This is a genomic window from Thermophilibacter sp. (assembly GCF_966187215.1).
On record NZ_CBIFYV010000116.1, the window covers coordinates 19,301 to 45,862 of the forward strand.

24 protein-coding genes are annotated in these 26,562 nt (G+C 60.5%); 3 read left to right on the forward strand and 21 right to left on the reverse strand.

Translation table 11 applies throughout. From position 1 onward, the window contains the following. Window positions 1–115: 115 nt before the first annotated feature. The 4 genes from ACWTSU_RS09180 to priA form a co-directional block, all read right to left on the reverse strand. Window positions 116–1,447, reverse strand: coding sequence for a transcription antitermination factor NusB (locus ACWTSU_RS09180; protein WP_455139956.1), 1,332 nt, complete (start codon window positions 1,445–1,447; stop codon window positions 116–118). After that, complete coding sequence (fmt, locus tag ACWTSU_RS09185) at window positions 1,429–2,361, reverse strand: methionyl-tRNA formyltransferase (RefSeq protein WP_455139958.1); 933 nt, start codon at window positions 2,359–2,361, stop codon at window positions 1,429–1,431. The genes ACWTSU_RS09180 and fmt overlap by 19 nt, the downstream gene beginning before the upstream one ends. Before the next feature lie 2 nt (window positions 2,362–2,363). Beyond that, window positions 2,364–2,915 carry a peptide deformylase gene (gene def / locus ACWTSU_RS09190; RefSeq protein WP_455139960.1) on the reverse strand — a complete coding sequence of 184 codons (552 nt, stop codon included), beginning with the start codon at window positions 2,913–2,915 and terminating at the stop codon, window positions 2,364–2,366. A gap of 96 nt (window positions 2,916–3,011) precedes the next feature. Then, window positions 3,012–5,321 carry a replication restart helicase PriA gene (gene priA / locus ACWTSU_RS09195; RefSeq protein ID WP_455139962.1) on the reverse strand — a complete coding sequence of 770 codons (2,310 nt, stop codon included), beginning with the start codon at window positions 5,319–5,321 and terminating at the stop codon, window positions 3,012–3,014. Between the two features lie 255 nt (window positions 5,322–5,576). On the opposite strand from priA, the gene ACWTSU_RS09200 reads away from it, so the two are divergent. Next, a complete protein-coding gene (locus ACWTSU_RS09200) occupies window positions 5,577–5,801 on the forward strand; it encodes a helix-turn-helix domain-containing protein (protein ID WP_455139964.1) in 225 nt (74 codons plus the stop codon). A gap of 109 nt (window positions 5,802–5,910) precedes the next feature. On the opposite strand, the gene ACWTSU_RS09205 is transcribed toward ACWTSU_RS09200, so the two are convergent. The 3 genes from ACWTSU_RS09205 to ACWTSU_RS09215 form a co-directional block, all read right to left on the reverse strand. Next, window positions 5,911–6,222 carry a type II toxin-antitoxin system YafQ family toxin gene (locus ACWTSU_RS09205; protein WP_455139966.1) on the reverse strand — a complete coding sequence of 104 codons (312 nt, stop codon included), beginning with the start codon at window positions 6,220–6,222 and terminating at the stop codon, window positions 5,911–5,913. Further along, on the reverse strand, window positions 6,219–6,518 hold the full coding sequence (locus tag ACWTSU_RS09210) for a type II toxin-antitoxin system RelB/DinJ family antitoxin (RefSeq protein ID WP_455139968.1): 300 nt from the start codon (window positions 6,516–6,518) through the stop codon (window positions 6,219–6,221). The genes ACWTSU_RS09205 and ACWTSU_RS09210 overlap by 4 nt, the downstream gene beginning before the upstream one ends. Window positions 6,519–6,637: 119 nt before the next feature. Continuing rightward, window positions 6,638–6,931 (reverse strand): hypothetical protein, encoded by a 294-nt coding sequence (locus ACWTSU_RS09215; protein ID WP_455139970.1) that lies wholly within the window; start codon window positions 6,929–6,931, stop codon window positions 6,638–6,640. A gap of 113 nt (window positions 6,932–7,044) precedes the next feature. On the opposite strand from ACWTSU_RS09215, the gene ACWTSU_RS09220 reads away from it, so the two are divergent. Together ACWTSU_RS09220 and ACWTSU_RS09225 are read left to right on the forward strand one after the other, a co-directional pair. Continuing rightward, the gene (locus ACWTSU_RS09220) at window positions 7,045–7,314 is read left to right on the forward strand and encodes a type II toxin-antitoxin system RelB/DinJ family antitoxin (RefSeq protein WP_455139972.1); all 270 of its coding nucleotides are present in this window, start codon (window positions 7,045–7,047) and stop codon (window positions 7,312–7,314) included. Continuing rightward, a complete protein-coding gene (locus ACWTSU_RS09225; RefSeq protein ID WP_455139974.1) occupies window positions 7,311–7,610 on the forward strand; it encodes a type II toxin-antitoxin system RelE/ParE family toxin in 300 nt (99 codons plus the stop codon). Before ACWTSU_RS09220 ends, ACWTSU_RS09225 begins: the two co-directional genes overlap by 4 nt. 95 nt (window positions 7,611–7,705) lie before the next feature. Here ACWTSU_RS09225 and ACWTSU_RS09230 read toward each other — a convergent pair whose 3' ends face one another. The 14 genes from ACWTSU_RS09230 to ACWTSU_RS09295 form a co-directional block, all read right to left on the reverse strand. Continuing rightward, a complete protein-coding gene (locus ACWTSU_RS09230) occupies window positions 7,706–8,320 on the reverse strand; it encodes a hypothetical protein (RefSeq protein WP_455139976.1) in 615 nt (204 codons plus the stop codon). Window positions 8,321–8,333: 13 nt separating this feature from the next. Further along, window positions 8,334–9,221 (reverse strand): hypothetical protein, encoded by an 888-nt coding sequence (locus tag ACWTSU_RS09235; protein WP_455139978.1) that lies wholly within the window; start codon window positions 9,219–9,221, stop codon window positions 8,334–8,336. A gap of 262 nt (window positions 9,222–9,483) precedes the next feature. Then, window positions 9,484–12,015 (reverse strand): hypothetical protein, encoded by a 2,532-nt coding sequence (locus tag ACWTSU_RS09240; RefSeq protein ID WP_455139980.1) that lies wholly within the window; start codon window positions 12,013–12,015, stop codon window positions 9,484–9,486. Between the two features lie 340 nt (window positions 12,016–12,355). Continuing rightward, window positions 12,356–13,978: a phospho-sugar mutase gene (locus ACWTSU_RS09245; RefSeq protein ID WP_455139982.1), complete on the reverse strand. Its 1,623-nt coding sequence runs from the start codon at window positions 13,976–13,978 to the stop codon at window positions 12,356–12,358. 396 nt (window positions 13,979–14,374) lie between these two features. After that, window positions 14,375–15,628 (reverse strand): nucleotide sugar dehydrogenase, encoded by a 1,254-nt coding sequence (locus tag ACWTSU_RS09250; RefSeq protein WP_455139984.1) that lies wholly within the window; start codon window positions 15,626–15,628, stop codon window positions 14,375–14,377. Between the two features lie 171 nt (window positions 15,629–15,799). Then, window positions 15,800–17,254, reverse strand: coding sequence for a flippase (locus ACWTSU_RS09255; RefSeq protein ID WP_455139986.1), 1,455 nt, complete (start codon window positions 17,252–17,254; stop codon window positions 15,800–15,802). A 339-nt stretch (window positions 17,255–17,593) separates the two neighbouring features. Next, on the reverse strand, window positions 17,594–18,922 hold the full coding sequence (locus tag ACWTSU_RS09260) for an O-antigen polymerase (protein WP_455139988.1): 1,329 nt from the start codon (window positions 18,920–18,922) through the stop codon (window positions 17,594–17,596). Window positions 18,923–18,931: 9 nt separating this feature from the next. Next, window positions 18,932–20,146 (reverse strand): glycosyltransferase family 4 protein, encoded by a 1,215-nt coding sequence (locus tag ACWTSU_RS09265; RefSeq protein ID WP_455139990.1) that lies wholly within the window; start codon window positions 20,144–20,146, stop codon window positions 18,932–18,934. Beyond that, the gene (locus ACWTSU_RS09270; RefSeq protein WP_455139992.1) at window positions 20,143–21,198 is read right to left on the reverse strand and encodes a glycosyltransferase family 4 protein; all 1,056 of its coding nucleotides are present in this window, start codon (window positions 21,196–21,198) and stop codon (window positions 20,143–20,145) included. Before ACWTSU_RS09270 ends, ACWTSU_RS09265 begins: the two co-directional genes overlap by 4 nt. Window positions 21,199–21,238: 40 nt before the next feature. Continuing rightward, a complete protein-coding gene (locus ACWTSU_RS09275; protein WP_455139994.1) occupies window positions 21,239–22,432 on the reverse strand; it encodes a glycosyltransferase family 4 protein in 1,194 nt (397 codons plus the stop codon). Between the two features lie 14 nt (window positions 22,433–22,446). Further along, window positions 22,447–23,391 (reverse strand): GDP-mannose 4,6-dehydratase, encoded by a 945-nt coding sequence (locus ACWTSU_RS09280; RefSeq protein ID WP_455139996.1) that lies wholly within the window; start codon window positions 23,389–23,391, stop codon window positions 22,447–22,449. Then, window positions 23,391–24,431, reverse strand: a complete 1,041-nt coding sequence (gmd, locus tag ACWTSU_RS09285) for a GDP-mannose 4,6-dehydratase (protein WP_455139998.1) — start codon at window positions 24,429–24,431, stop codon at window positions 23,391–23,393. Before gmd ends, ACWTSU_RS09280 begins: the two co-directional genes overlap by 1 nt. A 6-nt stretch (window positions 24,432–24,437) precedes the next feature. Beyond that, a complete protein-coding gene (locus tag ACWTSU_RS09290; protein ID WP_455140000.1) occupies window positions 24,438–25,646 on the reverse strand; it encodes a glycosyltransferase in 1,209 nt (402 codons plus the stop codon). Then, window positions 25,546–26,559, reverse strand: coding sequence for a sugar phosphate nucleotidyltransferase (locus tag ACWTSU_RS09295; protein WP_455140002.1), 1,014 nt, complete (start codon window positions 26,557–26,559; stop codon window positions 25,546–25,548). Before ACWTSU_RS09295 ends, ACWTSU_RS09290 begins: the two co-directional genes overlap by 101 nt. Between the last annotated feature and the right edge of the window lie 3 nt (window positions 26,560–26,562).

Genomic DNA, 26,562 nt, shown 5'->3' on the forward strand with positions numbered 1-26,562 from the left:
ACGAGGCGCGGGTTGCTGACGGTTTGGGGCGCGAAAGCGTCAGGTTCCCGCACGTCAATGGTTGGGATGCGGCCTCCTGACGGTTTCGAGCGCCAAAGCGTCAGGTTCCCGCACGTCAGCGGCGGCGCAGCGTGGCGGAGAAGTGCGTGTCGGCGCGCGGCAGGTCGGTGCGACCCATGGCGTCGGGCTCGAGGCCGAATCCGGCGGGGCCGCCGAGAAGGGCGCGCACGACGCCCTCGTCCTCCTCGGCGAAAACCGAGCAGGTGGCGTAGACGAGCCTCCCGCCCGGCGCCACGAGCGGCGCGGCGGCGGCAAGGATCTCCCCCTGGAGGCGCGCGAGCTCGGCGGGCGCGGAGGGCTCGAGCGACCACGCGATCTCGGGATGGCGGGCGAGCGTGCCCGAACCCGAGCACGGAGCGTCAACGAAGACCAGGTCAAAGGTACCGAGAAGCTCGGACGTGAGGGTGCGCGCGTCGGCGGCGACGCAGCGGACGTGCTCGGCGACGCCCGCTGCTTCCATGCGGCGCGCGGCACGCTCGGAACGGCGGGCGTCGGCCTCCACGGCCACGATCTCGCAGGGCCCGCCGGCGGCGCACGCCGCGCCCTCGAGCAGCACGGTCTTGGTGCCCCGCCCGGAGCCGATCTCCAGCACGCGCGCCCCGGGGGCGGGCGCGGCGTCGAGCGCGACGCGCTGGGCCGCGAGGTCGCACGGCAGCACGTCGACGGCCTCCACCAGGCCGGACGGCGCGAGCGCCGCGGGGGCGCCGAGCAGAAGCGAGCCGGGCAGCGGCCCCGCCTCGGGCGAGCAGCCGGCATCGTCGAGAAGGGCGCGGGCCTCGTCCGTCGTGCGGCGCGCGCGGTTGGCGGCCACCCAGGCGCCGACGGGCTCGAGCGCGTCCGCGGCCCACGCGGCGGCGCGCGCCGACCCGAGCGAGGCGAGCCCCCGCTCCGCGAGCCACGCGGGCATGCCGCCAACGAGCGCCAGGTCATCGACCGTGACGTCATCGGACCCGAGCCGCGCGCGGGCGGCGGCGAGCGCGGGCGCGTCCTCGGACGCCACCCGGCGCAGCACGGCGTTGGCGAGCCCCGCGGCCCGCGGCGCGACGCCGCGCACGAGCTCCACGCCCTGGCTCACGCAGACGTCGGGACGCGTGGCGAGGTAGAGGATCTCGAAGGAGGAGACGCGCAGGGCGTCGCGCACGCGTGGCTCCAGGCGCGCGCCGGCGCGCAGGTGGGCGTCGATGACGCGGTCGAGCGCGCCCTCGGCCGCCACACAGCCCATCGCGAGCCGCGTGGCGAGCGCTCGGTCGCGTGGGTCGAGCGACGAGAGCCGCTCGGAGGCGCGCATGAGCTCGCGGACGCGGGCGCCGCGGCGCCTCCGCTCCCCCACCAGCGCCAGCGCGGCCCTTCTCGCCGCCGTGGCGCGCGTCACGCGACGCGTCCCCACGCGAGGTCGTCGCCGCGCAGGCCGGCGGCCCAGGCGCGCGCCTCCATCTGGCGCTTGCCGTCGGGCTTGACGAGAAGCGCCTCGAGCGCGCCGTCCGCGCAGCCCAGCAGCACGCGCCCGTGCTCGACGCGGACCGCGCCCGCGGCCAGGCCCGCGCCGCCCACCGCGCGCGCCGCGCAGACGCGCACGCCGCGGCCGGCCACCTCGCAGCGCGCGGGCGCCGTGTCGCCGGAGGCCCGCACGCGCAGGGCGTTCTCGCGCGCCGGGACCGCGGGGTCCAGCAGCAGCTCGGCCTTCTCGACCTTGGCGGCGTGCGTGACGAGCGCCTCGTCCTGCTCGACCCACGGCGCGGTGCCGTCCGCGACCGACGGGAGCGCCCTCACCAGCAGGTCGGCCCCGAGACGCGCGAGCTCGGCCGTGAGCTCCCCGGTGTTCTTCTCGCCGATCGGCGTGGCGGCCTGCGCGCAGTAGGCGCCCGTGTCCACGCCGTGGCCCACGCGCATGATCGAGACGCCGGTCTCCGCGTCGCCGGCCAGGATCGCGCGCTGGACGGGGGCGGCGCCGCGCCAGCGCGGCAGCAGCGACGCGTGCACGTTCACGCAGCCGGCCGCGGGGGCGGCGAGCAGGTCGTCGGGAAGGATGCAGCCGAAGGCGGCCACACAGCCCACGTCCGCGCCGCAGGCGGCCACGCGCCCCGTGACCTCCGGCGTGACGCGGCCGACCTCGAGCACCGGCAGACCCAGCTCGAGCGCGCGGGCCTTGACTGGCGAGGGGACGGGCGTGCGGCCGCGGCCGCGCACGGCGTCGGGCCGGGTGAGCACGAGGGCGACCTCGTGGGCGGCGGCGAGCGCCTCGAGCGACGGCACGGCGAAGTCGGGCGTGCCCATGAAGACGACGCGGAGCCTCTCGCCCATGGCTAGCCCTCCACCTCGGTGTCGCCGGGGCGGGCGCCGGCGGCGAGCGCGACCTGGTACTCGCGCTCGGCCTCGGCGCGCGCGAGCGGCGCCAGGTGGTCGAACATCGTCACGCCGTGCACGTGGTCGATCTCGTGCTGCAGGCACACGGCCATGAGGTTGTCGGAGGCCTCGTACTGCATGAGATCGCCGTCGAGGTTGCGGGCGCGCACGACCACGTGGCTCGGGCGCGTCACGCTGACGCTCACGCCCGGGAACGACAGGCAGCCCTCCGAACCGGTGCGCTCGGGGCCGTCGGCGACCACGACCTCGGGGTTGATGAGCACGTAGGGGTTCTTCTTGGAGCCCTTGCCGGCCCAGTCCACGTCGATGACCACGATCTGGCGCATCTCGCCCACCTGGGGTCCGGCCAGGCCGCAGCCGTCGGCGGCGTACATGGTCTTGAGCATGCGCTTGGCCAGCGCGCGCACCTCGTCGTCGATGGTCTCGACGGGCGCGCACTCCTGCGCGAGGCGCGGGTCGGGCGAGAGCACGATGTCGTTGAGTTCGTTCACGGGTCCTCCTTCTGCCGGCGGCGCGCGCCGGCGGGGCGCGTTTTCAGTCCCTGACATGGTACCCCACGCCGCCGGGGCCCGCCGCGCGGCGCCCGCTCACATCAGGTCGTAGGCGTCCACGTCAACGGCCATGCTGACGCCGGCGCGGCGCGCGACGGAGGCCGCCGCGCGCCCCAGCACCTCGCCGAGCGCGGCGTCCACCGGCGCCTTCACCAGCACGTGGCGGCGCACGCGGTCGTGGCTGCGGGCGCGCACGCAGTCGGCGGGCCCGAGCACCTCCCAGCCCGCGGCGCCGGCGACCTCGGTGCGGACGGCCGCGGCCAGCTCGTCGGTGGCGGCGCGCACCGCGGCGGCATCGCGGCCCCACACCACCACGTTGCCCAGGCGCGAGAACGGCGGGTAGCCGGCCTCGGCGCGCTCGGCGAGCTCGGGCTCCGTAAAGAGCGCACGGTCGTGGGCGGCCACGGCGCGGATGGCAGGATGGCTCGCCCAGTAGGTCTGCACGATCACGCGTCCCTCTCGCCCGCCGCGGCCGGCGCGCCCGGCCACCTGCTCGAGCAGGTCGTAGGTGCGCTCGGCGGCACGGAAGTCGGGCAGCTTGAGCACCGTGTCGGCGTTGACCACGCCCACGAGCGTGACCTCGGGGAAGTCGAGCCCCTTGGCGATCATCTGCGTGCCCACGAGCACCGCGCACTCCGCGGCGTCGAAGCGCTCGAGCAGGCGCTGGTGGTCGCCGCGGCCGCGCGTGGTGTCGGCGTCCATGCGGATGACCTCGACGTCGTCGCTCAGAAGCAGGCGCAGCTCGTCCTCCACGCGCTGGGTGCCCACGCCGTAGGCGGCCAGGTAGCGACTGCCGCAGTTGGGGCAGCGCGTGGAGGGGTCGGGGAAGGCGCGGACGGGCCAGGTGCGGCCGCAGGAGTGGCAGACCAGCGCGTGCGTGCGCTCGTGGTAGGTGAGCGCGCACGAGCAGTGCGGGCACTCGGGCACGCAGCCGCACTCGCGGCACATGAGGAAGGTGGCGAAGCCGCGGCGGTTGAGCAAGAGCACCGCCTTCTCGCGGCGCTTGGCCACGTCGCGCAGGGCGTCGGCGAGCGGGGCCGAGAAGACCGAGCGGCCGCCGCCGCGGAACTGCTCGGCCATGTCGGCCACCTCCACGCGCGGCAGGCGCGCGCCGCCCGGGCGCTCGCGCATCTCCACGCGCGTCCAGCGGGCGCCGCGCCAAGAACCGGCGTGGCAGCGCGCGAGGCTCTCGAGCGAGGGCGTGGCCGAGCCGAGCACGAGCGCGGCGCCGCGGCGGCGGGCCAGCTCGCAGGCGAGCTCGCGGGCGTGGTAGCGCGGCGACTTGTCCTGCTTGTAGGAGCCCTCGTGCTCCTCGTCGATGATGATGAGGCCCACGTCGGCGAGCGGCGCGAAGAGCGCCGAGCGCGCGCCCACCACCACGCGGGCCCGGCCGGCGCGGGCGAGGTCCCACTGGTCGTAGCGCTCGCCGGTGGTGAGGCGCGAGTGCAGGACGGCCACCTCGTCGCCGAAGCGGCTGCGGAATCGGCCGACGGTCTGGGCAGTGAGCGAGATCTCGGGCACGAGCACGATGGCCCCGCGGCCCGCGTCCAGGGCGCGCTCGATGGCGGCGAGGTAGACCTCGGTCTTGCCCGAGCCGGTGACGCCGTCCACGAGCACCACGTCGCCGCGAGCGGCGCGGCGGGCCTCGTCGATGGCGGCCAGGGCGGCGCGCTGGCCGTCCGTGAGCTTTGCGGGACGGGGCGCGGCGGCCGATGAGAGCGTGGTCGCGGCCTCGGCGGCGCCGCGCACGACCCGGCGCGCCTCCACGGCCACGACGCCGCGCCGCTCCAGCGCGCGCACGGACGACGACGCGCCGGGGATCGTGGCCGAGAGCTCGGCGAGACGCATGGCGCCCGCGAGCAGGGCCTCGATGACGGCGCGCTGGCGGCTGGCGTTGCGCGCGGGCTCGAAGTCGTTGGCGGCCGGCGTGAGCGAGACCCAGCGCGCGTCCACGGCGCCGGCGCGCTCGCTCACGAGCTCCCAGGGCGCGTCCGGCGCGGGCCGGGTGACGCGCACCTTCTGGCCGGGCGCGAGGAAGGGGCGCACGGCCTCGCAGAGCGGGCAGGCGTACTCGCGCGCCATCCACGCGGCCGTGGCGGCGGCGACCTCGTCAAAGGCCGGCGGCGCGAGGACCTGGGCAATCGGCTGGATCTTGCTCGCGGGGACGTCCGCGGGAGGCTCGTCCGAGACGGCCATCACGTAGCCCACGGCCACGCGGCGCGAGAAGCTCACGAGCACCGTGGCGCCCACGGCGACGGCACCCGCGAGCTCAGGCGGGACGGCGTAGTCGTAGGCGGACGCGAGCGCGCGCGTGGGTATGTCGAGCGCGACGCTCGCGTAGGGCATGGGAGGCTCCGTTCTTCTCGGCCACCCATTGTAGCGCGGCGGGCGCGGGGGCCGAGGCGCGCGGCGCGCGCGTTCGGCACGACGGGTTCAGCAAGCTTATTCCTGCTTATCCGAACGATTCGGCCCCCGATTCCGTGCGGAGAGGCGGGACTAAGGCCGTGCTGCTCAGGACCCCGCTCTTTCAGCGTTCAGATAGGTGTGGATTGTTGTATATAGTCCGTTGGCTCAAATACAACAAGAGACGAATCTGAACGCATGTGGGAGACTCGCCTCAAAAAGTCCTTCGGCAACCGCTGCCGCCAGCTCAGGGACCAAGCCGGCCTGAGCCAGGAGAAGCTGGCGCTCGCCATTGGGATGGACCGGTCGTGCTACGCGTCGATCGAGACGGGCACGCGCAACGTCACGCTGGTCAACATGTCAAAGATCGCGCACGGGTTGGGCGTGAGCCTCTCGGAGCTGCTCGAGGGCGTGGAGGCGTAGGCGTAGAGGCGCATGCCGGACGGGGGCCGGGGACGGAGTCGGGCAATCTCCATGCCGGTGCCTTCCTGCCCCGTCCCTTCCGTTGGTATCCGCCGGCAGAGTTTGCCGCTTATCTCTCCGGCCCCTGGAACAGCTCCCCATGCGTGCCCATGCGCACAAAGCGAATCACGGGGTTTGTCCGATGCGGCAGGTAAAGCACCACAACGTCCACCGCGCCGTCGGACAGGTGAAAATCAATGTGGCCGTTGTAGTTGCCGCCGGGGTTGTCCAGCACGTGGGGGCGATACGCGTCCGGGAGAGCCCCGCAATCGGCAAGCTCGACCATGGCGGCGCGCAGCTCCTCCCTGATTCTGGGATGCTGACGAGTCACGCGCTGGTAGTCCGCCTTAAACGCAGAGTCGAACTTAATCGCGTACCTCATTTGCCGTCAAGCCAAGCCATCGCGTCATCGACGCTATCGAACGTCACGGCATCATCCTCGATGAGCCCCGCCTCTTTTGCCTCGGCGAGCAGCAGGGCGCGGCGCGTCTCCTCGTTGGGCTCCTCCGGCGCCGCGACGAGCTCGAAGGGCACGCGCCGCTGGTTCACCAGCTGGCGCAGCGAGAGCGTCAGATACGCATTGAGCCCGAGCCCAATTGAGTCGAGGATGCTCACAGCCTCCGACTTCAGCTTCTCGTCAAACCGAACCGTGGTCGGCTTCATCGTTGCGGTCGCCATGCCTCCCCCTTTCGTCATCCATCCTCTCTATGGTACCCAAAGCTCGTCGTATTGACGCGGCATAGTTTCAAAGTGATGTCATAGTGACGTTTATTTCACTAGAGACAGGCTCGACCAGCCTATCGAGGGGAGCACTGAGACGGCTCAGCGGCAGACCCTTCAGGCGGCGAGAAGGTCGCGCGATAGCGGCTCGCCAGCTGGCCGCCGCGCTCGTCGAAGCGCGCCTCCACCTCGACCAGGCCCCGCGACCGCAGCGACGCGACCGCGTGGTCCACGGTCTTGACGTTGCGACCCACGACCTCGGCGAGGTCCCGCTTTGAGCAGACCGCGCCTCCGCGCAGCGCGGTCTCCGCCGCAACGTGGCGCAGGATGTCTCGCTCGGTGGGCGTGAGGCGGTTGGGATTGCTGTTCATTCTCCTCCTATCGTGCGTGGCAGGGTTCGGCCGATGGCCGTTTGTTGAAGATGCCAAACTATGTGTTACAGTGTCCTTATAAGAGAAGTACATATGATATTGAGGAGGCACCCATGGCCACGATGACCATTAGATGCGACGAGAGGGACAAGCGCGAGGCCGCCCGCGTCGCCGAGTACTACGGGTTCGACCTCTCCTCGGTGACCCGCGCGTTCTGGAAGCAGATGGGGCGTACTGGCCGCATCCCGCTCGACCTTGGCAACGAGGAGCCCAACGAGGAGAGCCTGGAGGCCATCCGCGAGGCCGAGAGGATGATGCGTGACGGAACTGGCGAGAGCTATTCGACGAGCAAGGAGCTCATCGAGGCGGCGCTCGCGTCGTGAGCAGGCTCGAGGCAAAGTTCACCACGACGTTCAGCCGCGATCTCAAGCGCATCGCCAGGCGAAACAATCGAGACATTCATGAGCTCGACAAGGTCATCGATCTCATTCTTGAGAACTCCCTGGAATCACTCGAGGAGCTGAGGCGCAGACATCGCATGCATACGCTTGCGGGAGTTTGGGCTGGCCGAAGAGAGTGCCATGTTGCCAATATGGGCGATTGGCTCCTCATCTGGTCATCTGATGATAACTATGCGTACTTCGAGCGCACCGGGACGCACGACGAACTGTTTAGGTAGGCGAAATCTCTGCGAACCTCCGCAGTCTGGGGCTCGCAAAGCGAGGGCTCGGCGGCCGGCCCAACCGAGCCTTGACCGCCGAGCCTTCACGCAACTTAGAGCTCGGGAACGTTCTCCGCCTCGACGCAAGGCGGAAGCTTCGCAGCCGTGCACGCCATGACCGTCCTGCGGTCACCGGTCTCGAGCACGGCCTGCATCTCCCCCTCCTTCCCTCTTGTCGCGCGCTCGAGGATTACCGTGATGCCGTTCTCCATATCCTCCTCGTGGAGCATATGTTCTTTGAGCTCCTTCGTACCGGCCGTGCTCCCCACTGCGAGCTGCGTCGCATAGCTTGCCGCGGTTACCGCAGAGGCCAGGCCGATGCCCGCGCCGGTACCGACGGTCGGTTTGACGATCGTTCCCGTCGCAGAGATGAGCCCCGCTCCGATGCCGGCTATGAACCCCATGAAATACCCAAACGCAGACGGGTTGCTCGTGTACACGACGTTTCCCGCGCGCCAGCTCACGCTCCACCAGTCGTAGGAGGTCATGTTCCCGAACCCGGTCCGGTAGCTCACGGGAACGGGATTTGAGTCGCTCATCCATCTGTCTTTGACCTCGTCCCACGTGAGAATCTGGGCGGGGTCGTCACCAAACTTATGAATCAGCGTGACGCAGGTGATGTCCTTGCCCGTTTCATTCTGGATGAACGCGTTGCAGAAGCACTGCATGGCAGTCCCCCTGTCAGTTCTGATAGTCAGAGAGAATGTCGCGCACGATCGCCAGCTCCTCGCGTCCCATGGGAAGCGCCCTCGTGCGGCCGCCCTCGTTGGCAGGGACCTTGAGCATGTAGTTGTTGATCATATTCTGGACGTCGTCCTCGGCCTCTCTGAGCATAGCCCCCATGAACGACGCGGTCTCACTGAGCCCCCTTGCCTCCTCAATCGTCAGGGTGTGATTCCTGAGACCGTTCACAATCTCGAGGTTCAGCGCGAGCAGGTCGCCGCGTGCCTCGGAGATGTAGGCGTTCTGCTTGTTGAACTCCGCGATACCAAAGTCCGCGTAGCCCTTCTGGTAGGAGAAGATCAGCGCATAGCGAAGGTAGCTCTCGATTATCCGCTCGCCGTCGAGGAACCGCTCGTTGCTGAAGGAGTCGTTCGCCACGAGAAGGTGCAGCGTCAGGCCGGGCGCGAGGGCGGTGGCGGTGTACTGGTGATCGAACTTGATTTCGATACTCGAGGAGAGGAGCTTCATCGCGCTGACGATAACCGTCGACGCGACGTTGATGGCGGCCGACTTGTAGGACAGGATGGTGCCGAAGGCCTTGGCCGCCTCGGAGGTCATGTCGTCCGTCTCGCCCGTTGCCGCAACGCCGAACAGACTCTCGAGCGCCTCGCGGACCTCCTGCTGGATGTGCTCGATGCCCGTGTCGTGCGTCTGGCGGAAGTTCCACTTCTCGCCCTTTGAGAGGGTGTTCATGTCGGCACCCTGGTAGTACTTTTCGACCTGATCGTCAAAGTTTCCGAACTCGTCCTTGCAGCGCTGGCTGACCTTCGCCTGGCACTGGTCGAGGTAGCTCTGGAACTCCTGGTTGATGCTGACCTCGTCCTGGATCTTCTGAGACTTGCCCATGGTTGACTCTCCTGTTCTATGTTGGTGGATTCATCGACGCATCAAACGGCCGGGCGGCGAGCGCCCCCGCGGCACAATGCCTTGGAGCACCCCCCCCCCGCGTTATTACGAGTTCAGCAGATGTTCTTGTTGACATTAAATTGAGCCTCTTAAGTAAGCGGAGGTTACCTTGAAGACAACCTCCGCTGCGCACTCATAGCCGGCGCGGTTTTCCGCAGCCGGGACCGAATCAATACCATCCACTCGGTAAACCGACAGATTATTACTTGTTCCTAATTTTGTTCATCTCGGTCTGGTACACACTCGTTCGGTCAAAACCAAGTAGACCGACAAGCCCCGTGACTATCTCATGAAGGCTCGAGCGCTCATCATCGAGAAGACAGCGTTCCTCCCGATCTCCGCCAGCACTGACTCGACCCTCCGCCAGCTGCTTGATATCACACAGTGCATTTCGGGTCTTCTCAGGAACCTCTGGGGCCGATAAGTCCATAGCGATAAACTGGTCTTTTATTGAGCAGATTTGCTCATACGACTTCTCGGTATCCGTTTTGAATCGTCCCGCCTGATACCGAATATCAAAAGCGCGGAGAGCGTCCTCGAACGCCTGAGACAGTCTCTCTGCTTTGCCGCGTTCCATTTCGACTCTTGCCCGAAGATATAGACAGCGGCTCGCATGCGTCGACCGAACGGCGCCCTTTTCTTCTATGCGATTCCAGACTCGGTCGAGCTCCGCCAACGCCTCCTCGGATTCGCCGCCCTGCAAGAAACACTCTGCCTTCGTCATGAGCGCTGCCCACTCGCCTCCCGAATCTATCCGAGCGGCCGCATCACAGAGCGCCTCCGCATCAGAGAGCAGCGTCCCAGGATCAAAGCTTATGGCAAATTCTGTAGACTTCGGCGCTCTGTAGAGGCCCTTGCCGATGTCGGCCGCACAGGAGTAGAGCGTAGTGGCCCAGTTTCTCAGAAGCCTTCCCTCGAACGTCTTGTTCTGATCTTTGCAGCGTCCATATGCGAGAAGGGCTATCGAGTGAAGCGGAATGGAGTACTCATATCCCAGGAGACGATACGCGGACACAGCCACAGAATTGATGTTGTCCACAAGCGTCTGGTCAATTACGGTATTCGACATCCCAAGCCTGAGCTTGAGCGCCTTCATCTCATTTCTGAGCGCCTCCCTGTGATACCCGAGCTTCGAGGTGTGCCGGTACACGTCGCTGCCAATCGCGCCGCAGCGCACAAGCGCTTTGGCGCGGAGAAGCTCGAGCTTTTCAAGAGCGCCCGCAGAAAGGCTGGCGTTCTTGGCAAGCCCCCTAAGCTCATCCAGGACGACGTTGAGCCTCTCTGCCCTGTCCAGCTCCTTTACCGAACCCCCGCCGCGCATCGACTCATTCCACGAGAGGTACAGGTCAACCATGTCCTCGAACTCCGAGAGACACCGTTCAGATCCATTCCACTTGACCTTGAAGTACCCTGCCCACCTCTCGAGCCCGCCGTCGAGCGTGACGTATGGCAGGGCAACAGCCGCTGCATCGTCGATACCTCCCAGAGCATAAAGAACCCTGTGGGACTGCAGCCTAACAATAACCTCTCTGATGCGTCGGTTGTCCTCGCTCTCCCCATACCTTGCAAGAGAAGGGACACACCCTCTTAAGAGCGACTGGAGCGACTCGACGGTAAACACATCGCACTCCTGGCGAATAAAGTGAGCGATAAGTGCGTGCACGTGCCACGAGTGTTCGCCCTCGGCAATGACATAGGGCAGCGACCGACACAAATGCAAGGCGTGCGAATGCGGTTGGAGCATGCTCAGCTTCTTGATCAGCCAGTAGGGATCAACAGCCTCGAACCATGCCAAGACGTAGATTACTTGGACTACGTCATTAGGCAGATGATTGAGCTGTACCCTCAGCACGTCACGCGCAAGAGTGCTCGTTACGGCCTCCGGCGTAAGCTCTTGATTGCCATGGGCACCAGCTTTGAACCTCTGGATGTAATTGATGAGTTCGCTCTCGGTTCCCAACCCATGCTTGATGGTGTCGAGGCAGAGGCGCGCAAGGCCGAGAGAGACAGGATGGCCGTCGTTTCCGCGAAGAAGGAAATCACGCAGGCCGGTATTAACGTTGTACTGGTTAACCAACTCGCACATGGTCTCTTCACGAACAAGATCAAGGTCAACCCTCCGAACATCCTTACATTCATTCGGAAAAGCACGGGCTGACAGTATGGTCATAGAGTTCGTCGCCTTGGCAAAAGAAAGTTCCCAGGCTCCCTCCTGCACACCAAAAGACCCACCGATCCCATCGAGAGCAATGCACGCCGCCCGGCTCACGTTACCATTGCACGGTCGCACGCCAATAGCGCCGAGGTCATCGGCGAACAGTGGGATCAGATATTGAATAAGCGTAGAATCCGGAACGCTGCTGAGGAAGTTCTCTACATCCACCGGTCTGCTGAGGCGGTCCGTTATGGCCTGTAGTAACTCACCAGTACCGGCAAATCCCGCGGCTAGACCCAATGCCTCTGCGGCAATACTGATTGCATCCGTTGACGTCGAAGCCAGGGCCTCGGCAAACGCAGCACCTAGGCCCAAAACACCGGAAGCAACGCCGTGCGCTCCAAGGCGGGCCTTGGCAAACGGCGACGAGTCGACGCGCTCATGATAGGCCCGAAGGCCGCAGTCCAGATGAGGGGTCAGAAATCCATACTCAGCGAGCCCATTTCGAACCGCAAGCAGCACATCGACTTCAGATGGATAATGGTCGAACGCATCGTAGTCAACGTGGACAAACGCCACCCTTGTTTCTGATTTATGCACGTTAGACGCATCGGAAAGCAGGGGTGCAACGTCATTTCGTATGAAGGATGTCTTTCCCGCAAGCCCAAATCCAGAAATCAGGAGAGTGCTTGGTCGCCAACATTGCTCCCAGCGTTCATACCAGCTGCTAACGCTAGCCAGAGCATCTTTGCGAGACAGGTATAGCGGAGCCGCATCTTTATCCATACTCAATTAATTCACCTCATCAATCACCAGTGTTTGGGCCAAGATCAACGGCATAACGCATAAGAATCTGAGGGAATTCATTGCTGCCCCCTCATCGAAAAACTGGCGATGCATGGGAGAAAGAGCCCCTCACCTACAGCTCCGCCCTGATAGCGAGAATGTCGCGCGTACCGCCAGAAAGGCTCGCAACAGCCGCCTCGGCCCCGCCTTCGCTCGCACCCTTGGCAAAGCAGTACGCCTTGAGCTTGGGCTCGGTGCCGCTCGGACGAACCAACACGCGCGAGCCTCCCTCGAGACGCCATTCGAGCATGTCAGTTGGGGAAAGCGTCTGCTCGGGGTCGTATGGCAAAGGATTGACAACGGGCATGGGCGCCCCGTTCGAGTAGTCAACGATGGATTCGACTCTTTGGCCCGCAACCGTCTCAGGTGCTTCAGCGCGCAGCGACGCCATCAGCCACGTCATCCGCTCCGAACCATCCGCCCCCTCAAACGGGATCGTTAGCTGCTTCCCCGCCTGAAATCCCACACGCCGTGCAAGGTCCTCGAGCGCCTCAACAAGGTCCATGCCACGCGCCCGATAGTCAGCCGCCATCTCGCACACCAGCGCCAGCGCCTCGACGCCGTCCTTGTCGCGCACGTAGGACCCCTTGAGGTAGCCGCAGCTCTCCTCGAGACCGAAGAGGAACCGGTCGGCCTCCCCCGCAGCGTCGAGAAGGCCGATCTGCTCGCCGATGAACTTGAACCCCGTGAGCGTGCGTCGCAGCTGCACGCCCCAGACACGCGCGATGTCATCGGCACGCGGAGCCGAGACCACCGTCGTCGCGCACACGAACCGCGAGAGGTCCTCACCTCGCGAAGCCGCGCGTGCGAGCAGCCAGTCAAACAGAAGCTCCCCCACCTCGTTACCGGAAAGCAGCCTCCACGAGCCTTCATGCGGAACCACCACGCCCACGCGGTCGGCATCCGGGTCGGTCGCAAGAGCTAGATCGCAGCCACGCTCCTGTGCGAGCGTGGTCACCAGCTCCATGGCAGCAGGAACCTCGGGGTTGGGTTTGGGGCACGTTGGAAACTCCCCGTCGGGCCCCTTCTGCTCGGGCACCACCAAGACGTCAACGCCCATGCCTCGCAGCAGCCCGGGCGCATAGAACCCGCCCGTCCCGTTGAGCGGCGTGTACGCCACCTTGAGCCCCGAGCAGTCAATACCGACGAGCTGGTCACGCACAGCATCAAAATAGCGCCCTCGCGTTCCCGCATCCGCTACCTGGACGACTCCACGGGAAACCGCGTCCTCATACGCCAAGCGAGAAACCCCTTCGAAGGTGTCAGCAGCGTCTATCGAAGCCTGGATCTGCCGCGCCGCCTCTGTCGTGATCTGGCAACCATCCAACCCGTAGACCTTGTAGCCGTTGTATTCGGCAGGATTATGGGAGGCCGTCACACACACGCCGGCAGAGCATCCCAAATCTCGCACCGCAAAGGATAGCTCCGGCGTAGACGCCAGTCCCAGAATGTGCACGACAATATCATTTGCCGCCAGAACCTCGGCAGCACGCCAAGAGAAGTCCTCCCCGCCCCTTCGGCTATCACGAGCTATGACAACGGAGGGCTCCACGAAGTTCGCCTTGAGATAGTCTGCTAAGCCTTGGGTAGCCTTTCCCACCGTCCAAACATTGAGACGATTGGGGCCAATACCAACCTTCCCGCGCAAGCCACCAGTGCCAAATCTTAGATCATGTGCAAACGCATCCTCAAACATAGCTCGGTCAGCAAGAAGGCGCTCAAGGGACGCCCTCCCCTCGTCATCGATGTTGGCGCTCCAACGCTCAAGAGTGTCTCCAAAAGACAACGCAACCTCCGAAATCAGTTATCAAAGTACAAGTAATACCGAGAAACACTAAGGACTGATGCTAAAAGTAATCTCCGGGCGAGGCGAGAAGCACTCCATGCGCTCGACTCCCCCACCATTCATCAGCTGAATCATAAGTCAAAGCAACATCAATCTGAGAAAAAGTGGAAATAAGGATGCATCCGAACCAATTCGCAGTTCTGGCAAACTAAAATGGCGCCGTTGGCAAGCTCCATACCCCGGTCAAGTTCAATTCCCGGGTAAAGCAACTATCTTATTTCGTCAGGCCCACGACAAAGCAGGCTCCTAGTCCCTCCGGAAGAGATCTCTCGTGTAGACCTTCCCCGCCACGTCCGCGAGGTCGTCACTCCAGCGGTTGGCGACTATGAGGTCGCAGCGGGACTTGAAGGCGCCCAGGTCGTGCGTGACCTCGCTCCCGAAGAAGTCGGGCGCGTCGAGCGTGGGCTCGTAGACGACCACGGGCACGCCCCTGGCCTTGACCCGCTTCATGATCCCCTGCACGCTCGAGGCGCGGAAGTTGTCCGAGCCGCTCTTCATCGTGAGCCGGTAGACGCCCACGACCGGCGCCTCGACCCCGGAGTACACCAGCTCGTTGACCCTCCTCAGCACCTCGTCGGCTACGTGGTCCTTCCTCGTCCTGTTGGAGTCCACGATGGCGCCGATCAGGTTCTGCGGCACGTCGCGGTAGTTGGCGAGCAGCTGCTTGGTGTCCTTGGGCAGGCAGTAGCCGCCGTAGCCGAAGGAGGGGTTGTTGTAGTGGCTCCCGATGCGAGGCTCCAGGCACACCCCGCGAATGACGCCGGCCGTGTCGAGCCCGCGCACCTCGCAGTAGGTGTCGAGCTCGTTGAAGTAGGCCACGCGCAGCGCCAGGTAGGTGTTGGCGAAGAGCTTCACCGCCTCTGCCTCGGTGGGGCCGAGCACAAGCGTCGGGATGCCGATCGTGCCGTCAGCGTTCTCGCGTACGCGCTCCGCGGGGTCGGCGCCCTCGGCGAGAAGGGCCGCGAAGCGCTCGGCGGCAGCCACGGCGTCCGAATCGCCCTTGGGCGCCCCCACCACGATGCGGGACGGGTGCAGGTTGTCATACAGCGCGTGCCCCTCCCGCAGGAACTCGGGCGAGAAGATCACGCGGTCGTCACTGCGCTCCGCCCTCACGCGCTCCGTGTAGCCCACCGGCACCGTCGACTTCACGACAATCCAGGCTTCCCGGTTGACCGCGCGCACCGCGTCCATCGCAGCCTCCACGGCGGAGGTGTCGAAGAAGTTGCGCTCCGTGTCATAGTTCGTGGGCGTCGCCACCACCACGTACTCCGCGCCGGCATACGCCTCGGCGGGGTCGGTCGTGGCCAGGAGCGAGAGGCCCCTCCCCTCCCGCTCGGCCAGGAACCGCTCGATCTCGGCGTCGCGAATCGGCGACTCCCCCCGGTTGGCCATCTCGACCTTGGCCGGCACCACGTCGAGCGCCCGCACCTCGTTGTGCTGGCTCAGCAGCACCGCCACCGACAGCCCGACGTAACCGAGACCCGCTACGGCAATCCTCATGTCAATCTTCTCCTTCTCTTCGGTTGTCAACGAACGAGTGTCTATGTCTGAGAGCGTTTCTATGATTACCCCAGATATCGATGCAGATAGACACAGTTACTGGGAGCCCCAGGCTCAGAAATAGCTGGGGGCACATTGATCAGTCCGAAGCGCCCTTTGCGCTAGGCCGAATCACTTTCTGCACAGCCCCCTGGCAAGTTTCCTCACCAGGGGGCACAGCAGCTCCTCCGCGTACTGGTTCTTTGAGACCGCAAACCAGGCCGAGGCGATGGCAGCGAAAGCGGCCGCCCCGACGGCAATCTCAAGGACGAGCCCCAAAACGCCGCCAAGAAGAACCGTCGCGAATCCCCTGACGATCATGAGCATAATCAGGCCGATCGCGAAGCCGGGGACCGACTCCGCGAGGTACCGCGCTATCGGGAGCCTCCCGGCAACGGCGGCGGTCTGAATCAAACAGACGGAGATCTCCGCCGCCAGCGTCCCAATCCCCGCGCCGAGAGCGCCCAGCCGGGGAATGAGGCAGACGTTCACCACGACGTTGAGAATGGCGCCGACAATCACCGAGGCGACGTAGGCCCTATCGTTCCGGGCAGGGATGAGGTACTGGGTCCTTATGACGTTCGCCCACGCCATGAAGGGCATCTCGAGCACAATCACTGGCATCACGACAGCGCATGTGGAGAACCTCTCTCCGAAGAACACTGGCACGAACTCAGGGGTAATCGCGATAAGGCCGAACGTGAATGCCGAGGAGAGGAGCAGCGCGAACCACATCGAAGGCGCAATGTAGCGCTTCCCCTCCTCAGTTTTCCCGGACGCAAAGAGGTTCGCGGCATGAGGCAGCATCACCGTCCCGAGTGCCGTGATAAGAGAGAACGGTACCTGGGCAATCTTCAGTGAGTTCTCGAAGATGCCAGACTCGCTCATGCCTGCCATCTGCCCCAACATCACCTTGTCGAGCACAGTATAGAGGCTCACTGCAATCACGGGAACAAAAAGGACGAGGTTCGGTTTCAGGTGCGAGAGGACTTCCCTTCCCCCCGGAAGACATGGTTTCACCTCTCGAAGGACGAACGGCCAGAGCATAGCGGCGGACGCGAAGAAGCTGACGGACATGAGGATAAGATAGTGCTCGAGGGCATTCTCCCCCCTCACGATGACGAACGTCAGGACGAACGTGGCGAGCTTGACCGCGAAGTTCCTTACGACCGTGACCTTGAACCTCTCGAGGCCGAAGAAGAGCCAGTTGACGTCGAGGGCGGCCGAGATGACGTACGGGACCCACAGCAGGGAGAGGACCGCGTCGCCGGCCACGAAGGAGTAGCCGATATAGAGGGCGGAGCAAAGGAGCGCTAGGATTGCCTGGAGCGCCCATATGCTCCAAAAGGTCATCCTCAGGTCACCCTCATCGTCGCGCGCAGACGCGACCGCCCGGGTCCCGTAGTTGTTGACGCCGAGCATAGCGAACAGGACGAAGTAATAAGCCACCGAGTAGGTGTACGAGTACGTCCCCATTCCCTCCGGCCCCAGCACTCGTGAGAGGTACGGGGCAGTCACGAGCGGCAACGCGATTGTTAGCAGCTGGTAGGCGACGTTGTAAAGAAAGTTAATTTTTAAACTCGTCAAAGCTACTCTTTTCGTGAAGTTTTCATATATATCTTAACTACAAAGTATGCATATAGAGCTCACACTACAAATACAGCCTTAAGGAGGGGCAAAAGATGCAAATAGACACTGAATTCAAAATGACGACTTCGTCCCATTATCAGTTTTCCACTCAACATAATTCGAAGTTATGAAAACCGATACATCACTACCAGAAAGCCAGCGACCATACAGGTAATCTTTAGAAGCCTAGCGATCGCACCTTGGCTCGGCAATCATTTTTCTGGGGCGAACCGATACGGAAAACGAAGTTTCGCGTTGGCGGCATTGATAAGCCCCTGACGGATTTTCGCTCTTGTTCTAGTGGTGTAACACATCGTATGAAGAACGACAGCGTTTTGCGGTAAAAGTAGACGTAAATATCAATATATATATGAATGTTATTGAAAAGGAGGCAACGGAAAAGGAGCATCTAACCATTGTCATCATCACGAACTCAAGAATCATAAGATACAATGCCAACCAGCGAACATAGGTATTCCTGCCGTTCTCAAAACTAAGTCCTTGCATTTTGCTATAAATAAGCCCCGAAACTAAGCCGAGAGCCGACATCCCTAAAACGACACCGACCCATCCTCCATCAACATAGAGATACCCAAACGCCGAAATAAATGCATTCCAATTATCAGAGTAACCTCGATGTCTGATTGGAACAAAACTTTCGAATCGCGCAATGTTGTCTGCCCCAGCCGTATACCACGATGTATCAAATCCAAGATTCTGAAGAACAATCGCAAAAGGTTGCAGAACACCATAAAACGATGTTGATCCATTCGTCATGGGTAAGCTTGAATTAGTCCAGAAGTCTAGCAGTGGAAAACAGCACGTCATGTACATATAGAGCTCTTCCGCAATGGTCTTTTCACCAGAGCTAATTCGAGTCACAGTGACGGCAAGAACCAAGACGACGCCTAGCGCAATTACACCAACTAACACTTTCTTTGTTTTCCGGCTGATTACAATCTTTTTTTTCGAAATCAAAAATGAGAAAAAAACGAAAATAGCAAGATTGTAGATTGCGAATCTCGACCCTTCAAACAGAGTCCTTACCAAAACGCAAAAAAGAGACGCCAGGATAACATAAGGATCTCGGCGACCATAAAAGAGATTGATAGCCGCTAATACAACGCAGGTATTGTAGAGAGGAATAATAAACCACGAATAGAGCGCCCCGGATCTCAGGCTGAGAAGGACATCGCTAAATGAGTAACTTGCATAACCTTGAAAAGCGGTTCTGATGTCAAACAACGACACTCCCGATGAGAGCAATCTAAGAATCATCAGGGCTTCGAATATGTAGTAAATAGCCACAATAGATACGGCAACTTTTAAAAGATTCTGATTTGCGCCTGCCGAAATACAGTCAACTCTTATTCCGAAAGCAGCTGTCTGCCGCTTTCGGAATATCATTGAGAAAAGATACCCTACAACAAAACTAATCAATCCGACTAGAACAATTGAAAATGTGGATTCCCTAGCGCTCTTAATTCCGAACAACTGCAATCCATACAGTAACGTCAAAACAAGCCACAGGATGCTAAACACACATACTGGATTATACCAATTCCTATCTATGACATAGACTAATGCCGCAGTCATTAGCGATGTGAGGATAATTAACATGGCCATTGTTGTTTATCACAGCTTTCCAGCTAGACCAGCATAGGCTTCATATAAACGGACAAATCTGTTAGCCTGCTCCCCAATTGAATACCTGCTAATTGTTGGGTAAATTCCATCACACAATAAACGGTACACTTCAGGATTTTGTATTCTATTCATAGCACTAATCAAATCATTCTTGCTGTTAGGCGACACCAAGAAACCGTTTACGCCATCTGATACTATTTCAGGAAGACCACCCGACCGAGATGCGAGAACCGGTACTCCGTTTTTGAATCCATCTAACACAACCCGTCCAAAAGGCTCATCCCAGATGGAGGGAACAATAAGAGCGTCACACATTCGGAGCAGCTCTGATATCCCTTCTTCAGCTAGAAACCCCTTAAAGGAAATCCTTTCGTCAGTCGATGCTGCTTTTCTGACTAAATCTTCAAGTTCCCCCTTTCCCGCGATAAAAAGACGGACTTTCTGATCAGAAAGGTCTTGAAATGATCTCAACAGCCATTTAATACCTTTCTTTTCTGACAAGGTTCCCAAGAATGCAAAATTGAACGTTTCTCTATCACGATGCTTATGTGCTTGAATGCAATCCAAAACCGATGCCTCCTCAAAATCGATGGCATTGGGAATGACCACCGATTCTGAGCTCGAAAAAAGACCCTGGTCTATCATGTTGCCTAAGGTAAATGATGAAGGTGCTGTTACGACGCTGACGGTTTTTGAGACGTTGCGATACCTCCTCTTAAATACATTGCATGCAAACGATGGCACCATGCATTGCGCACAACGCTCACGATCCGTCGTCGAAAACCCACGAAAGCACGAAAAGAAATAATCCCGAATTGTTTGAACAATCGGAATACCCCTACGATGCGATACTTTCCATACGTTAGATGATAGATAGTACAGACAGTTTGTATGTACTATGTCTGGCTTACATGTGTCAATAATGCTACTTATCTGAGATTTCACCTTCGGTGATGACACTTCTCCCAGAAAATGAGCTGGCCGTTTGAATACACCCAGCATATCTGCATTTGAGCGGACCATGCTTTTTCTTCGATAGATCTCAACCCCGTTTATAATTTCATCACTATCACAATTACTTGTGCAATATACGCAACATCTATGTCCTTTTTTTACCAATTCCTCTGCAAGCTTAAGAACGCTAATCTCCGCACCGCCATGAATCTCAGGATAGTAATACGTGTGAACGAAAAGAATAGTCATTTTACAAGCTCTTCCAAGACCTCTAGGAGCAGGGATGCCGAGCGATCCCAGCGATATCGCCCGAGCACGGACTGGGTCAGAACTTGATCGGGAGGTTTTACACAGAACTCGCCCGATGAGTCATAATTATACGGATTGATATATGTCGCCAGATTGCCAAACACCTCATGCATCACTGGAATATCCGCGACAACGATCGGAGATCCACAGGCAAGCGCCTCCAACGGGGGAATTCCAAAGCCCTCATAAAATGACGGGAAGAGAAACGCTCGGCAAAAACTCATCAGGGCTTTAGCCTCACCATCTGTCACTCTTCCGACATACAAGATGTTGTCGCAACCGAACTCTAAGGCAGAGGAACCAAAAGATTTTGGATCCGTCGAGCCCGCTATAACGTATTGAAAGCGAGGGTTACGTTTGGCGGACTCTATGACCCACTTGAAATTTTTAGTTGGCGCAATACTCGATAGAGAGAAATAGTAATTGCCTGGGTCTATCTTCCATTTCCCTAAAACACTTAAGTCCGCTTCGACTTTAGTCTCATGATCCCAAGCGCACGGAATGACTCGTATCCTATCCCCATCAACGCCCAGCACTCTTGATATCTCACATTTCGAGAAATCGGAGATGGTGAGAAGGAGCTTTGCCTTTTTTGCCGCAAGGCTCTTCTCGAACGTCGTTTTCATAACATGATATCGGCTGAAATACTGTTTATTTACTATTGAATTGACATCATATATTAATGCAATATCAGGACGCAGCCAAGGTACATTTACTCCGATATTAAGTCCTATTGCGTCAAACTTTCTTAAATATCTAAGAAAGTAGTAGTTGATCCAAAGAAAGCGAATGTTTCTTCCGTATTCAACCGTACGTATATGGGAGAACGCGTACGGCACCTTGACACCGGCTGGAATTACGAAATCTACCGTTATATCTGCTGGTAGTTTTCTATCCAATGCTTTGATGATTTCCCAGCAATACCTCGTCACTCCCGTTAAAGGCCGTTCAGCAAAAACACCGCTAATAGCAATCCGCTTACTATTGTTCATGCGATCTCTTTCACCGCCGCTTCATCGCGCGTCAGCACAGTCAAATAATCTGCTTATATAACTCCACGAATTGATTTGCTTGAAATGCAATAGAAAACCTCTCGAGATTCTTCTCCATCGCCCTAACGCGATCTTCAGACCATTCCCAACCCTTTATTTCTATTATCGCTTGAGCCAACTGCCCTGCGTTATTTGGCTCAACTATCAGGCCTGTCACGTTATCGATTACCAATTCTGGAAGCCCTCCCGAATTGGTACATATGACTGGCAAGCATGATTTATATGCATCGAGAACTACTCTGCCGAACGGTTCGGGCCAAATCGAAGGACAGACTAGCACATCCATTTCAGACAACAGACGATTCAGCTTGTCCTCGCTTAAGAATCCGTGTATTACAATATTGTCATGACATCGTGCAAATTCTTCCACCTCTGGCAGCAGCCGACCCTTCCCAGCAAAGTGAAATACAAAAGACGAATCGACCTTATCTATCGCCTTTAACAAAACGCGAACGCCCTTTGATTCTATAAGCGACCCCACGAACACAACGTTGAACGCGCCATTATCTGGGCGAGAGACTGTTCTTAGGGCAGATAGTGCTTCAAAACGTTTTGGTTCGATATCGATTGCGTTATAAATTGTTTCCTGTATCGCATTCTCAAAGTATCGCTCATCGACAAACTGTTTCAGAGTATAAGACGAGGGTGCCGTCAGTGCTGTAACACTTCTTGACTGACGCCTGTAGAACAATCGAAACAGCTTGCAGACAAATAATGGATTACTGCACGTAGCTAATCCGTGTCTCATAAGATTTGCTTTAGGACAAACAAAGTAATAATCCCTCAATGTTTGTACAAGAGGAACTTTGCTGTAATAAGCAACCTGCCAAACAACGGGGCTGATTCCGTATATGTTGTTTGCATGTATTACATCGGGCTGGATATCTTGTATTACTCTCATCAATATGGCTTTGTTTAGCACGTTAAAATAATCTATTAATTTAAAAATTACTCTTTTACTAAACGCCGAGTGCTTAAACTCCCAAAACGACATAATATTATTAAACCGTCGTTCAACTACCGCAACTCCGGTATCGCGCAATGACTCCCTGTCAGTCTCCCCAGTGGTAAGAACATACACCTTATGCCCCATGCCGGCTAGCTGCGTTGCCAGCTTCTCTACACTTATCTCAGCCCCTCCAACTACATTTGGCGGGTATAGAGAGCTAATCAATAGTATTCTCATGGTTATACTAAACTCTGATTAAGATACGAGTTAAAAATGGATTGTATTGTTTCTTCGATTGGATACCGGACACGCCAGCCGATATCACGTTCGACTTTAGAGCAGTCTGCCCATACAACAGGGTTATCGCTCGGACGAAGCAGGTTTTCATCCGATTGGATTTCTATATTGCCATTTCCAAGTGCTGTAACATAGTCGAGGAGTTCCTTTAGACAATGCTTTTCCCCACTACCGAAATTATACGCTTGTCCATAATGGTCACTCTCTACAAGCATGCGGTAGCCCCTGACAATGTCTCTGACATCCGAGAAATCGCGAGAGACGTCCAAGTTGCCGACTCGCATGAATCCCGGCCTACCTACACGTTGGATGTCGGCGGCCTGCTTGCACCAGCTCGGCAGGACGAAACTCGCGGTCTGGCCCACTCCCGTGTGGTTGAAGGAGCGTGTTAGGTAGACTTTCAAACCGTAACGCTCGCAGTAAATCTCCGCGAACCTCTCCTGGGCGATCTTCGAGATGCCGTAGGGATTCGTGGCGTCGAGCGGATCTGTCTCCTTGAGAGGCTTGGTGCTGGGAGCGTACTCCTCGCTTGAGCCCACGAGCAGAACCTTCGGGGGCCGTTCCATCGCCTTGGCCGCCTCCAAGATGTTAAGCGCTCCGTTGACGTTGACGGACACGGTCGCCTGGGGCATCCTCCATGATTGGCCAACCGAGCTGACTGCTGCTAGGTTCACGATGACGGAGGGCGTGAGCTCCTCGACCACCCTCGCGACCCCCGCCGAGTCGGTGACATCGCAGCCGCAGTATGCATCTAGCGACGTATCCGACGAGGACCCGCCCCTATCCGACCCAAACACCTTGTAGCCGTGCGTCTTGAGCTCGCGGGTGAGGTAGCCGCCCACGAAGCCGGATACTCCGAAGATCAGCACACTATTGCCGCCGCTCATCACAGGAGACTCGCCTCCCGCTTCGCCAGCTCGAGGTCGTGCTCCACCATGATGCGACAGAGCTCCTCGCAGCTGGTGCGCTGAGGGTCCCAGCCGAGCTTCGTCCTCGCCTTCGTTGGATCGCCCCAGAGGTTCACGACGTCGGTCGGACGGTAGAAGGCCGGGTTCACGCACACCAGCATCCTACCTGTCTGCTTGTCGTAGCCCCTCTCGTCGACGCCCGAGCCCTCCCAGCGCAGCTCGATGCCCACGTGCCTGAAGGACCACTCCACGAACTCACGGACGGAGTGCTGGACGCCCGTGGCGATGACGAAGTCGTCCGGCTCGTCCTGCTGTAGGATGAGCCACATGCACTCGACGTAGTCCTTGGCGTAGCCCCAGTCGCGCAGGCTGTCGAGGTTGCCGAGCTCGAGGTGGTCCTGCAGCCCCTCGGCGATGCGCGCGGCGGCGAGGGTGATCTTGCGCGTCACGAAGCTCTCCCCGCGGCGCGGTGACTCGTGGTTGAAGAGGATGCCGTTGCAGGCGAACATCCCGTAGGCCTCGCGGTACTCCCTCACCATCCAGAAGCCGTACTGCTTGGCCACGGCGTAGGGGCTGTACGGGTGGAACGGGGTCTCCTCGTTCTGGGGCACCTCCTCCACCTTGCCGTAGAGCTCCGAGGTCGAGGCCTGGTAGATGCGGCACGTCTTGTCCATGCCGAGGATGTGGGCGGCCTCGAGCACGCGCAGGACGCCGATGGCGTCCACGTCGCCGGTGTACTCCGCCGCGTCGAACGAGACTCCCACGTGGCTCTGCGCGGCGAGGTTGTAGACCTCGTCGGGGCGCACCTCGCCCATCACGCGGACGATGGAGGAGGAGTCGGACAGGTCGCCGTCGTGCAGCGTCACCGAGCCCGCCGAGATCAGGTGGTCGATGCGGCCGGTGGTGTGCTCGGCGGAGCGGCGGACGATGCCGTGGACCTCGTAGCCCTTCTCGACGAGGAGCTCGGCGAGGTAGCTGCCGTCCTGGCCGGTGATGCCGGTGATGAGAGCCTTCTTCATGGGATGCTATGCCTTTCTCTCTTCCAGGGTCTTGTCCACAAAGGCGCGGAACTCCTTGACGAAGTTGGCCTCTGAGAATCGTTTGCTGTACTCGTGTATCTCCTGGCGGCTGAGGGAGACCCCCTCCGCCTCGAAGCGCTCGATGCAGGCGCAGAGGCCGTCCGCGTCCTGCTGATAGAAGAAGAGGCCGGTGCGGCCATCGGATACGGTCTCGAGCGCGCCGCCCTTCCCATAGGCGAGCACGGGAACACCAGCCGCCATGGCCTCGACGGGAGTGAGACCGTAGTCCTCCATGCCGGGAAAGAGGAAGGCCCTTGCCCCGGCGTACCACTCGCGCATCTCCTCGTCGGAGACGCGTCCCAGAAATCGCACGGTGGGACCGGCCGAGGCGCGAAGGCGCTCCTCGTCCTCTCCACCTGAGCCGATGACCACAAGCTTGCGTCCAAGACGGTTGCAGGCGTCGACGGCGATGTCAACCCGCTTGTACCCCACGAACCTGGACACGACGAGGTAGTAGTCTTCGGGTGTGTCCCTGACCTCCTGTTTGTCAATGTCGACGCCGGGATAAATCGTCGTGGCATGACGACGGTAGAACTTCTCCACACGCTTGCCCACGAAGTCGGAGTCCACGACAAACTCATCCACGCGCTGCGCGGCGAGGAAGTCCCACATCCGCACCTTGTGGATGATGCGGGGCATGAAAAGGCGCTTGATAGCTCCCGCACCGGCTAGGTACTCGTAGTAGAGATCCCACACGTAGCGCGTGGGCGAGTAGCAGCAGCAGATGTGCGTGGCGTCCGGCCGCGTGAGCACGCCCTTGCAGCAACTCGCGCAGGAGCTGATCACAAGGTCGTACTCGGTGAGATCGAGCGCCTCCCAGGCGCGTGGCATGAAGGAGAGCAGAAGCTTGTGGTGGCGCTTGGCACCCGGCCACCGCTGGATGTAGGTGGTACGGACGTCGCAGTCGCGCAACCAAGCGGGTGCGCGCCCCTCGTCGTAGACGAGCGTGTAGATTGGGGCGTCAGGCCACATCTCGTGGAGACACTTGAGCACACGCTCGGCCCCACCCTGTTGGACGAGCCAGTCGTGGACAAGCGCTACCCTTGGTCTCTTACTATCGGGCATCATCAATCCTTGCAACGAGCTCCTTGAGTCTCGGGCTCTGCTCCTTCGAGCAGACGAGGACGCCGTCGGTGGTGGCCACCACGACGACATCGGGTATTCCCGCGATCACGACGGGCAAATCGAGCTCGTTAATCACATGAGTATCGGGACACGTCGCCTCGTCGAGCACCGTCCAACCAGAGGCAGCGTCTGTCATCTCCTCGGTGAGGGTGTTCCAGGTGCCGAGGTCCTTCCACTCGCCCGCGTAGGGCACCACGGCCACAGAGTCCGCCCCTTCCACGACCTCGTAGTCGAAGCTGTTCTTGGGGAGCTCCGCGTAGCGATCGCGCAGGTCGGCGTACGAGGAGAACTCCCCGTAGCGAGCGAGCACGCCGAGCGCGTAGCCGAGCCTCATGCCGAAGACGCAGTTGTTCCAGAGCGCGCCCCTCGCGATGAGCTCGGCCGCGGTGGCCGCATCGGGCTTCTCGGTAAAGCGGGACACCTTTCGGGGCGAGCCCTCGGGGGCCTCCGGGACGATGTAGCCGTACTTCTCGCTCGGGTAGGTCGGCTCCACCCCGAGCAGGACGATGTCGCCGGCGCCGTCACGAACCGCGCGGGCAACATCAGCGACCTTGGCGAAGTACGAGTCCTCCACGTAGGAGTCGATGGGCATGGCCACGACCACCTCGTCGTCCGCCAGGCCGCGCTCTGAGCGCAGGTACTCGCACGCGAGCAGGATGGCGGGGGCGGTGTTGCGGCGCTCGGGCTCGGTCACCACGTCGCAGGAGGCGCCGACCTGCAGGCGCAGCATCCGCTCCTGGTCGGCGCAGGTGGCGACCGTCACGTCGGCCTCCGGCACCATGCGCGCGATCTGGCCGAAGGCGCGCTGCACCATGGAGACGTGCCGACCCTCGGCGTCGCGCAGGACCTTGAGGAACTGCTTGGAGCGCTCATCACTCGAGAGCGGCCACAGACGCGTACCCGATCCGCCAGAGAGTAGGACGATGTGTATAGTGTTTTCCATGGA